Annotated in this window: 2 protein-coding genes; one reads left to right on the top strand and one right to left on the bottom strand. The window is 65.5% G+C overall.

Translation table 11 applies throughout. The features are described from left to right. The coding region (locus tag AC1DYI_RS35130; protein ID WP_477208722.1) for a hypothetical protein at nt 1-989 on the top strand (989 nt) is incomplete at its 5' end. Between the two features lie 52 nt (nt 990-1,041). Here AC1DYI_RS35130 and AC1DYI_RS35125 read toward each other — a convergent pair. Beyond that, nucleotides 1,042-1,572 (bottom strand): substrate binding domain-containing protein (locus AC1DYI_RS35125; protein WP_477208721.1); only part of this gene is annotated, 531 nt, incomplete at its 5' end.

The raw sequence follows: 1,572 nt of genomic DNA, 5'->3' as shown, positions 1-1,572 counted from the left end.
GGGAGCCCGCTCACGGCACCTTGGCGGTACTACCGTTTGCGCATCCTTTTGATGACGCTACCGCCGTGTACAACAACGTTCGCCTGAACAACACCACCCAGACACAGCAGCCCCAGGAGACCGGGTCGTCTCAAGGGCAGCAGATCCAGCCGCAGAACCGCAGCCCGTCGCCGTCGCAGCTGCAGGAAGGGCTGTCAGCCCGGACCAGCACCAACGTCGCCGGCAGCCCGCGCCCGCGCCAGCCGTTGCCGAGCCCGACCAACCGGACGTCGCCGACAGTGACCCCGCGGGCTACGCCCGAGATGGCTGCGTCCAGCTTGCCTCAGCCCGCGGCCAGCACTCAGGCGACGACAACGGTCAGCCAGTCGACATCGACCGCCCAGCAACCCATGGCACTCAGTGTCTCCAATCCCGACGGAGGCAACGACAAGCAATGGTTTCCCGATGGCACCGGCCAGGCAGGTTGGCTGCAGGCACGCGACGACGGCAAGGCCGATGCCGTGCGGCGCGAGGTCGCCACCATCAAGAAGCTGGCCGAGATGGGTTTCCCGGTCGTGCAGATCATCGACCGTCCTCCGCCGCAGAGCATCACCATGGACGGAAATGCGAAACCGGTTCAGGCGACCGGCGGCGGTGTCTGGCTGGCCAACGTCGACAAGGTGGCGACCAAGAAGCCCAAGATGCTTTCCCACCCGTTCGCCGGCGAGGGCCAGGCCCAGAAGCTCGTCAGTACCTTGCAGGGGAAAGGCGTCGATCTCAATGCCCTCTCCCAGAACCTGCAGGCACTCTTGCCTCGTATCGATGAACTGTGCAAGCACGTGGGTGAGGTCGACATCGCCTTCACCCGAGACGGAAAAATCACCATCATGGACGTGGCACCGGCGGACGGAGGCCAAGTGGCATCCCACGAGGACGGTGGCCCGCAGAAGATCAAGGCCGGGTTGGAGAAGCTTCTGGCCAAGGTGAATGAGGCGGCCGTAGCCAGCTAAGCCTCCATCTGAACCCACGACCAACACCGAACTCGCCGCTGGCGAGATCACTTCAGCCCCTGACCTTTGCCGCCTCTTCGACCAGAAAGCTCAGGAACGCCTTGAGTGCGGCAGAGGGATGCAGGCGGCTCGGATAGACCGCAAACACGCCCGGGCTGTGCCCTTTGTAGCGGGACATCAGCTGCACCAAGGTGCCGTCTCTGAGCGAGGCTTCGACCAGCAGGCGAGGAACGAGCGCGGCGCCCAGGCCCACCTTGGCTGCGGCGATCAAGGCGCCCATGCCATTTGCCGTGAGCCTGGCTTGAACTTCCACCGGCACGGTGCCACGGGGCCCCACCAGTTGCCAGGTCGCCAGGCCTTTTCTGCCACGCGCCGCCAGACAAGGGTAGGCACCCAAGGCCTGCGGCGTTTGCGGGGAGCCGTGCAGCGCTATGCACCCGGGGCTCGCCACAACGATGAGCCGGGTTTCGGCCAGCGGCCGAGCCACCAGGGACTCGTCGCGGATCGTGCCGGAACGCACGGCGAGGTCGATGCCGCTGTCGATGAGATCCACCTGCTCGTCTGACAGCACGAACTCCAGGCT

The sequence above is a fragment of the Ideonella sp. P3_A4 genome, assembly GCF_056403075.1.
Note: the sequence above shows the minus strand (reverse complement) of the source record. Positions and strands in the feature narration are given on the sequence as shown.